This is a genomic window from Halorientalis sp. (assembly GCF_028275115.1).
Taxonomy (GTDB): domain Archaea; phylum Halobacteriota; class Halobacteria; order Halobacteriales; family Haloarculaceae; genus Halorientalis.
In genome coordinates this window covers 1-7,652 of sequence record NZ_JAQCNH010000022.1, presented here as the reverse complement: position 1 = coordinate 7,652, position 7,652 = coordinate 1, and the positions used below count along the sequence as shown (strand labels likewise).

Here is a 7,652-nt window from a genome sequence, read left to right as displayed (position 1 = left end):
TGGGGTAACTGTGCCCGGTCTGTGTCGGCACTGTCATAGGAGTCAGACCGATTTAGTGCGCTCCGCAGAGGGAGCGCGACGTTTGGGTACGACCGTCCACGCTTCCACAAACGCTATTACCCAACACACGAATTATGAAACATATGTCAAAAGCCGCTGGCGACCCCGAGCGAGCCGTGAACGGCCTCCTGTCGGTCGCTCAGATTCTGGACGAACCGCGGCTGGCGCGACTCTACACCTTCGTCCTCCGTCAGGACGAGGTCACCATCGACGACGTCGTCGATGCCCTGGAGCTGCCGCGAACGACGGCGTACTCAGATACGGGCACGCTCGTCGAACTCGGGGTGCTGTCGCGGGACGAGGAGCGGAAGACCCACAGATATTCGGCGGTTCCGGTTACTCTCACCGCCAATCTCGATGGGAACGAATACACCGTTACCCCGACCCTCATCGAAGCCTTCGGCCGCTCGTCGCAGGATCAGGACCTCGACCTCCTGATCGAACGACACGGTCTCGGAAAACTCGCCGCCGCGCTCACCTACGCGATTCCGTACGCTGAGGGCAAGATGTCCGAGCGCTTGGCTGCGCGGGAGCTGGATCTCCAGCCAGCCTTCGCCATCGCGGTCTTACACGCGCTTCGAGACGTCGTGCTCGACATGCAGACGGTCGATCCGTACGTCGAGGACATTCAAAGTGCTCGCAATCGACCGCCCGAGACGGAGGGCTGAGAGAGCATAGCGATGGATGAACCATTCGACCCGATGGGAGAGGGTGTCCTCTGGGTCGTAGATACGGGAGTGTTCATCGCCTGTGGCCGCCAGCAGAGCAACAAGTACACCGCGCTCGAAAGGTTCGCCCAGCGCAACGACCTCTCGTTCGTGATTCCACAACGAGTGTACGACGAGTTGGGTGGCGCTCCGGACCGGAGTACGCCGGGTCAGACCCCCATCAACAGCGCAATCAACGCTGGCTGGGTGACCGTCGCTGCGGAACCGGACTACACGAACAGCACCGTGTCGCAGGTGATGGACGACGTTCGAACGTATATCGCACAGTCGTCGAACCGACCGGAAGATCGGATCGAGAAAACAGACACCGCGCTTGCGGCCGTTGCGGCTAAACGGCTTGATGAGGGCGACGCCGACTTCGCGTACGTCGTGACGACCGATACCGACGCCGGCGACGGTATCGTATCAGCACTGTCACGGAACGGGTTCGACGAGCGTGCTCAGTTTAGAGACGGATTCGAGTTGATCGAGGAAATCACGTGATTGATTAGGAACTCTCGCTGGAGCCGAGTTTGTCCCGATAGGTGTCCTCAGCGAGGTACTCGTCGACGTTCAGCGAGACATCTGACCGACCACTCGAAAACGTTGGTGCTGTAAAGAACGGGTCGTCGGCGTCGACCTCGACATCGGGATCGGTCTCACCATCGTCCGCGACGGCCTCGTCGAGCGCGTCAAGCGCTGCCTCCCGGGTGCTGGCCCGGACGGTGACGTCGCGGGTCTCGTCGCGAGCGCGCCACTGGTCGGACTCCTCGTCGTACGTGAGGCTAATATCGGTCGCCGTCGGGTCGCCGGTATCCATGCTCATATCAGATCCTGTCCTCTGTGTTCTCGTGCGGTCACGGCTAGATCTTGCCGCGATCAGTCGGTCGCTACTCGTGTATTCGGCGCATCGGATTGAGTGAGTTGCCCTCTACCAGTCGGTATACTGGGTGGTCACGACTGAGCTCTGACGAGTTCGAACGATCCCAGCGGCAGAACGCCGAGGAGCGGCGGGCGTTCATCAAGCGCTGGGCCGAGTACGTCCGCACTCACGACGACGAGGAGTGGTGGCGCCGGCAGAACACGCTGATCGACTCCCAACTCGAGGCGGCCAACGAGATGGCCCGGCGCGGCGACACGGATCCGATCGGGTTTTATGCCAATCCCTATATGATCCCCACAGTTTTCCACCTATTGGGAAGAAGTATTCGACCCCTGCCTGGAATAAACAGTACCGCCAACAAATCTTAACAATGAATAGCCATTTCTCCAAGCATGGCCAAGAAATGTCCCTCCTGTGGAAACCAGATGGACGTGACCACAGAAGGCAGTCAGGAGAAGTGGATCTGCTACGACTGTACTATAACCTATCCGAAGAGTTGAACCAGCGCCTAGTGCGACGTGTACACCACCACTGTAACCGGGTAACCAGAGGGGGATCAGCGTGCGCTGAGCGTCCGAAACGAAGACTCCCGTACTATCAATAGGGTTTTTAAAACGCTCCCGGTACCCCCCTGTATGAGTAGTGACGAGGACGCTCCCGTCCGGGGGCGTCCAGTCGTGGCCGTAACTCAGCCGAACCATCGACGTCGGCGGAGCGCAACCGGGGGATAGAGCGCCCGCTCATCTTGGCGGTCTCGACGCGACAGTCGGTGACGACTCGTCACCGACTGTCACCGACTCGACCGAGAACTCACCAACGACGACGAGACCCGCCGCGCCGGAGGGCGACTCCCCGTTCGCCCCCACCACGAGTTGCTGGTCAACGACGGACCACGCCAGGTCAAGGCCGCCAAGCAGTCCCGCGCCGACGGTGACGTGTTCGCCGACGTGTGTCTCCTTGACCACGACCTCGCCATCGATGTCCACCGTCGAGAGCGTCACCCTTCCTTCGACAATCGCGTCGCACAGTTCGACGCCCCCCAGAGTCGCCCGGTGAACGGACACGTTCTCCGCGACCGGCGTCGCGTCGATAGATAACTCGCCTGTGATGCTCGTCCGCTCGACATCCCAGTCGGCCACACAACCCGCCGCGGTCCGCGACCGTCTCGGCCGGATCGTCTCCCTGCCTATCCGGACCCCGGTCGACGGGACCGACGCGAACCGTCTCGCCGACGCGACACTCGTGTAGCGACACCGCGTCGAGGTCGGCCCGGTCGAGGCGGACTTTCCCTCTGACGAGACAGTCGACCAGTACCACCTCGCCGACAGAGGGTCGAGCGCCCTCGCCGACAACGTACACGTCCTCGTCGACGACGACGTCGCTCAGACCGACCCTCCCCTCGATGTCGGCCGTCCCGGTGACCGCGAACGTCCCTCCGACCGAGACACCCCCGCTCGTGGGATGCGTGTCGTCGATGTCTCCGAGTTCGATCCCGCCCCCGATCCGTGTTCGGGTGTCGGCCTCGCCAACTCCGGAGCCACTTTCGGGCACTGACCCGACGACGATATCGCCATCGACGGCGGCGTCGCGTTACAGTGAGACTGTGCCATCCACGGTCGTGGACCCGATGATGATCAGTCGGCGTCCCACGCTCGCGTCGACGACGGCCACGCTGTCGAGTCGGTCGCAGTTGACGTGGACCGCGCCCTTGACGACGGCCGCGTCGGTCACCGCCAGTACCCCCGAGATGTCGGTCGACCCGAGGATGCGAACGTCCTTGCGCACGACGCTATCGTCCTCGACGGCGACGTTACCGGCTATCGTCGCGTCGGCTACCCTGACGGTCCCGGCGACGTCCGCGTCCATAACTGTGAGTGCGTGGCGTTCGGCCTCGATCCCAGCTTCGAGACGTACGTCGCCGACTACGCGGCCCCCGTCTATCACTATCCCGCGGTCGCTCTCGAACTCGATAGTTCGGTCGTCGTGTTCGCTTTCGTCGTCATCGACGAGGACGGCCAGGTCACCGTTCAGTGTCGCGCCATCGCCGACGGATAGTGGGCCGCCGAGAGTCGGGTCGGTCCGGAGCGTCAGCGACCGCTCGACGTCTCGGCGCGGACCGCCACAGCGACGCCGATCCGCGCACCGTCGCCGAGCATGAGTCCCCTGACCGTCGCCCGGACTCGCTCTGTCACCCGGCCCCCGCTCGCACTTTGAGCCCGGACGCCAGCCCTACACCCGTGTTCACGCCGGGTTCGTGTACGACCGTTCCGGCGCCTGCCACGTCGACTTCGCCGCGAACCCGGGTCCTGTCCCCCCGGAGTCGGACGGCCGAGACGGTCGCTCCGTCCTACACGCCGAGTCTCCGGAGCGCCGAACCCTCGGCCACGACGACGCCGACGTCCGTCCCCGACCCGCCCACCGACAGGTCCGGTCGCCCGTTGGCCCCCGACAGTTTGAGCTCCCCCTCTATCGTCGAATCGCGGACGCTGACGGCCTCGCTGACGGCTGCCCTGCCCCGGACGAACACCGAGTTGATCCGTGACTGCTCGACTGTGAGTTCCCCGACGGCTGTCTCCGGTCCAGTCACAGTCACGGTGGTTTCCGGGTTGTCGGCCCCGCTGACGACGACGCCGGTCCGTCGGTTCGTGTCCCCAGCGTCGACCCCTACCTCGGCACCGCTGCCGACGGTCACCCCTGAGATATGGGTCCACTCGCCCTCGACTGCGAGACGCCGCTCGACGCTGGCACCCTCCTTGACCGAGACGGCGCTGTTCGTGAACGTTCCGTCCCGGACGTCGAGTGACCGGATCCGCGTCTCCCCGCTGACCTCGACCTGACCCCTGACGCACGTCGCCGACAGCGTGACGTCGTCGAGACGGCTGTTCCGGACGAGGACGGTGTGGTCGGCGTATTCCGCGGACTCTTGGCCGCGACTGGGGTCCCTGTAGACGTCGGTGTCGGCGGTCTGTCTGTCACGCAGGACCGTGGCCCCGGCGACCACGGGGTTTCGACCGAGCGTCGCATCGTCGACGACCAGTTGGTCGAGGGTCGAACCGACCACGTAGACTGGGGGTCGGTCGACGTCCCCGCTGGATTGGGTCGGTGTGTCGCCGTCCCTGTTTGGCCGAGTCAGCGTGTCGCCGACTCCCCGGTCACCCATCAGGTCGACGTCCGAGATGACGAACTCGCCGACATCGACGCCGACGAACTCGCCGGGTTTCCGGTCGGGAGGGAGCGGGCGCTGTCCCCGGAGTTCGGCGACGGCCCGCCGCGAGAGTTCCGCGTCGGTGATGCCGTGGTCGGCACGCTCCTCGCTGTCGAGGTAGAACGCACAGCGCCCGGTATCACCGACGCTCGCCCGGGGGCAGTCTCACACCCCATCGGCGTCGAAGAGGTCAGCCACCTCGCCCAGGTCCCCCACCCGCCGTCCGGTGTCCCAGGTCAGTCGCAGTTCCTACAGGGAGTAGGTGGCCCCACAGCGCCTGTCGGTCATTCGGACGACAGTTCCCACTCGCCCGTATAAAAGGTGACTGCCGCCGCAACCGATGGTCGACAGGATTTTTTCGCCACGCGACGACAGTACAGGTATGACCGGTCCTGACCCGAACGACGACTCGGGGCAGGATGATCGACCGGGCAACCGGGACGAACGACTAGCTGACCGGGACGAGCGGCTGGTCGACCGGATCGCCGACGAACACCCCGAAACGACTGCGGGCTCATCGACGCTGGCCGACGAGGACCCGGTCGCGGTCCGAAAACTGCTAGAAGACACCAGCCAGGTCGGAACAGTCGTGGCCTGTATCGATGCGCTCGCGGCGGCGTTCGAAGACGGTGAGGAGTTTCCCGTTCGGGACACTGTGCCGGCCGTACTCGGGGTTGTAACCGCCTGCGAGGACACCGAAGCGACCCGCGCGGCGGTCGACTTCTGTCTCCGGGTCGCCGACGAGGACCCCGCGGCCCTGGTCCCGCACGTCGGAGTCCTGGCGGCGTTCCTCGAACGCGAACGCGAACTCGCCGAGGGGTCGACCAAGGTGGTCTTCGAGGACCAGTACGACCGCGTCAGCAGCGTCGTTCGGGTACTCGCCGCTGTCGAGGACGTGGAGCGTGGGGCGGTCGTCCCCACCGTCGACGAGCTGGTGTGGTACCTGTCGGCGTGGCCCGCACAGCGCAATCTCCACCGGTCGGTCCTCGACGTTCTGGTCGAACTCGCGGTCGATCCGCCGACGAACGACACCGGTGGTAAGCGCGACGGGCCGCGATTTCGCTGGGGACGGCCGACCGAACATGTCGAGCGCCTCGCCCCACACACCGCGACGTTCGTCGAGGCGCTGTCGTCGAGAGACGGGGCCGGCCGCCACGCACTGCGACTGTTGTACGTGGTCGCACGCGACCGACCCGGCGCGGTGGAGCCACACCTCGACTTCGTCGTGAATTCGTGGCGAAACACCGTCCCGAACCGGCGGGACTGGCTCCCGGTGTACGGCATCCTCTCGGCGGTCGCCAACTCCCGACCCGCGGCGCTGGAGGCGTACGTCTCCCCGGTCGTCGAGGGCGCCGCGTGTGACTTTGCGCGACTCCGTCGACCCGACGACGAACTGTGGGCACGAGCGGCGAAGTCCGCCGACCTGACGTCAGCGTCGCTCGCAGTCGTGGTCGACCTCGTGCGAACGCATCCCGAACGCACCGCGGCCGCCGTCGAGAGGACGCGGTTGCCGGTACTCGTCGGCGCTGGACCGTCCGGACTGGCCGAGACGGTGCCGATGCTCGTCAACGCGCTCGCCCCCGACCTCCCGACCGAGGGGACTGTCGCCGCGTTACAACTGCTGGAAGCAGTCGCCACGGTAGCGCCGGACGCCATCGCCCCGCACGCCGACCGACTCGAACGCGTCCGTGACGGGGCAACAACCGACCGCGTGCGGACGCTGTCCGAACGGCTCCTCGCGGAGTGTGGGGAGCCGACCTGAGAGACCGACCGATGTCAGACACCTTGTACGCACGCTACAGCTACTACGACGACGCGGACCCGACAGACGCTGCGTTCCTCGGCCCGGCATACGATCTCCGGTCCATGGCCGATGGGGAGACGTACAGCGGCGAGATGGAGATATACGACCGGGAAGGGAAGCGACTCGGAACGATACTCGTTTGGGAGGACGACCTCCCGGAGGGGCTGAAAACCCCGTATCGGGTGCGACCGAACGACGACGGTGAGTTCGTCGCCGTCGAGACGGGTCCCGCGGTCCACGAGACGTTTCGCACCCTCGGCCGCGAGTGATCTCGTACCCTCGACCGCAGGTGATACTCTACTCCCGGTATCGCCCGTCGGTCACTCCGCTGTCTCCTCCGGGTCGGATTCCTCGCGACCCCACTGGGCGTTGAGCATCGCTTTCAGTCGCTCCGTCGCCTCGCTCTCGGGATTGATGATCCGGTCGTCCCCGCTGCTGTCGCCCGCCTTGTCACGTCTTCGCATGGTCGACTGGTGACGTCCCCCACACAAGAGTGTCAGTCAGACGCGGGTCAGACGGACCGAAAGAGGCGGTCGTCAGGCCAACATGAGTTCGACGACGTACCAGACGACCAGCGCGATAGTCGGCAGTGTGACCGCGAGTTTCAGGCCGAGGACATTGGAATCTCGTTGCTCCGGAAGAGCGCAGATGCGACTGGTTGAGCATCTACAATGGGATGCGGGTGCCGACCGAAAGCGTCGAGTCCTCGCGTGGACGAGGGCAGCACCAGTGGCTGTCGGCAAAAACCCGCTGACGTACCCTCGGAGGTGCTGAAAACGAAGTTCGTCTGCCGTTATCTTACTGACCGCTCAGCGGCGTCTTAGATAACTGAAAGGTCAAATATTTATCCAAACACCCCACAATAGGGTTGATAGATAACAATGCGACCCGAAGATTTTGTTGAGGACTCTCCCGGCGAGATCGAGATGGTCGATGGGATCTTCACCTACAGTCCGGATCCGCTCCCACCGGATCTCGACCCGTCACACGATC

12 protein-coding genes are annotated in these 7,652 nt (G+C 64.7%); 7 read left to right on the top strand and 5 right to left on the bottom strand.

Translation table 11 applies throughout. From position 1 onward, the window contains the following. Window positions 1-143: 143 nt before the first annotated feature. On the top strand, window positions 144-728 hold the full coding sequence (locus Q0964_RS03085) for a DUF7437 domain-containing protein (RefSeq protein ID WP_299263317.1): 585 nt from the start codon (window positions 144-146) through the stop codon (window positions 726-728). 12 nt (window positions 729-740) lie between these two features. After that, window positions 741-1,271, top strand: coding sequence for a PIN domain-containing protein (locus Q0964_RS03080; protein WP_299263315.1), 531 nt, complete (start codon window positions 741-743; stop codon window positions 1,269-1,271). 4 nt (window positions 1,272-1,275) lie between these two features. Here the strand turns inward: Q0964_RS03080 and Q0964_RS03075 are convergent, their stop codons facing one another. Further along, a complete protein-coding gene (locus Q0964_RS03075; RefSeq protein ID WP_299263314.1) occupies window positions 1,276-1,593 on the bottom strand; it encodes a hypothetical protein in 318 nt (105 codons plus the stop codon). Between the two features lie 44 nt (window positions 1,594-1,637). Between Q0964_RS03075 and Q0964_RS18600 the strand changes: the two genes are divergently transcribed. Next, window positions 1,638-2,018, top strand: a complete 381-nt coding sequence (locus Q0964_RS18600; protein WP_475405346.1) for a DUF8150 family protein — start codon at window positions 1,638-1,640, stop codon at window positions 2,016-2,018. Between the two features lie 372 nt (window positions 2,019-2,390). Here the strand turns inward: Q0964_RS18600 and Q0964_RS03070 are convergent, their stop codons facing one another. Then, window positions 2,391-2,789, bottom strand: coding sequence for a hypothetical protein (locus tag Q0964_RS03070; RefSeq protein WP_299263313.1), 399 nt, complete (start codon window positions 2,787-2,789; stop codon window positions 2,391-2,393). Window positions 2,790-3,240: 451 nt separating this feature from the next. Continuing rightward, window positions 3,241-3,516: a hypothetical protein gene (locus Q0964_RS03065; RefSeq protein WP_299263312.1), complete on the bottom strand. Its 276-nt coding sequence runs from the start codon at window positions 3,514-3,516 to the stop codon at window positions 3,241-3,243. A 12-nt stretch (window positions 3,517-3,528) separates the two neighbouring features. Here Q0964_RS03065 and Q0964_RS03060 point away from each other — a divergent pair, with 12 nt between their 5' ends. Continuing rightward, a complete protein-coding gene (locus Q0964_RS03060; protein WP_299263311.1) occupies window positions 3,529-3,705 on the top strand; it encodes a hypothetical protein in 177 nt (58 codons plus the stop codon). Between the two features lie 292 nt (window positions 3,706-3,997). Here the strand turns inward: Q0964_RS03060 and Q0964_RS03055 are convergent, their stop codons facing one another. Continuing rightward, window positions 3,998-4,711: a hypothetical protein gene (locus Q0964_RS03055; protein ID WP_299263310.1), complete on the bottom strand. Its 714-nt coding sequence runs from the start codon at window positions 4,709-4,711 to the stop codon at window positions 3,998-4,000. On the opposite strand from Q0964_RS03055, the gene Q0964_RS03050 reads away from it, so the two are divergent. From Q0964_RS03050 to Q0964_RS03040, 3 genes are all read left to right on the top strand, one after another. Beyond that, on the top strand, window positions 4,688-5,173 hold the full coding sequence (locus Q0964_RS03050) for a hypothetical protein (protein ID WP_299263309.1): 486 nt from the start codon (window positions 4,688-4,690) through the stop codon (window positions 5,171-5,173). The genes Q0964_RS03055 and Q0964_RS03050 overlap by 24 nt on opposite strands. Window positions 5,174-5,237: 64 nt before the next feature. Beyond that, window positions 5,238-6,617, top strand: coding sequence for a hypothetical protein (locus Q0964_RS03045; protein WP_299263308.1), 1,380 nt, complete (start codon window positions 5,238-5,240; stop codon window positions 6,615-6,617). An 11-nt stretch (window positions 6,618-6,628) separates the two neighbouring features. Next, the gene (locus Q0964_RS03040) at window positions 6,629-6,928 is read left to right on the top strand and encodes a hypothetical protein (RefSeq protein WP_299263306.1); all 300 of its coding nucleotides are present in this window, start codon (window positions 6,629-6,631) and stop codon (window positions 6,926-6,928) included. 51 nt (window positions 6,929-6,979) lie between these two features. Here the strand turns inward: Q0964_RS03040 and Q0964_RS03035 are convergent, their stop codons facing one another. Then, complete coding sequence (locus Q0964_RS03035) at window positions 6,980-7,123, bottom strand: hypothetical protein (RefSeq protein ID WP_299263304.1); 144 nt, start codon at window positions 7,121-7,123, stop codon at window positions 6,980-6,982. Between the last annotated feature and the right edge of the window lie 529 nt (window positions 7,124-7,652).

Excerpts from the sequence above, each read along its gene's own strand:
- Q0964_RS03035 (WP_299263304.1), bottom strand. The coding sequence starts at position 7,123 with ATGCGAAGACGTGACAAGGCGGGCGACAGCAGCGGGGACGACCGGATC.
- Q0964_RS03065 (WP_299263312.1), bottom strand. The coding sequence starts at position 3,516 with ATGGACGCGGACGTCGCCGGGACCGTCAGGGTAGCCGACGCGACGATA.
- Q0964_RS03040 (WP_299263306.1), top strand. The coding sequence starts at position 6,629 with ATGTCAGACACCTTGTACGCACGCTACAGCTACTACGACGACGCGGAC.
- Q0964_RS03080 (WP_299263315.1), top strand. The coding sequence starts at position 741 with ATGGATGAACCATTCGACCCGATGGGAGAGGGTGTCCTCTGGGTCGTA.
- Q0964_RS03045 (WP_299263308.1), top strand. The coding sequence starts at position 5,238 with ATGACCGGTCCTGACCCGAACGACGACTCGGGGCAGGATGATCGACCG.
- Q0964_RS03085 (WP_299263317.1), top strand. The coding sequence starts at position 144 with ATGTCAAAAGCCGCTGGCGACCCCGAGCGAGCCGTGAACGGCCTCCTG.
- Q0964_RS03075 (WP_299263314.1), bottom strand. The coding sequence starts at position 1,593 with ATGAGCATGGATACCGGCGACCCGACGGCGACCGATATTAGCCTCACG.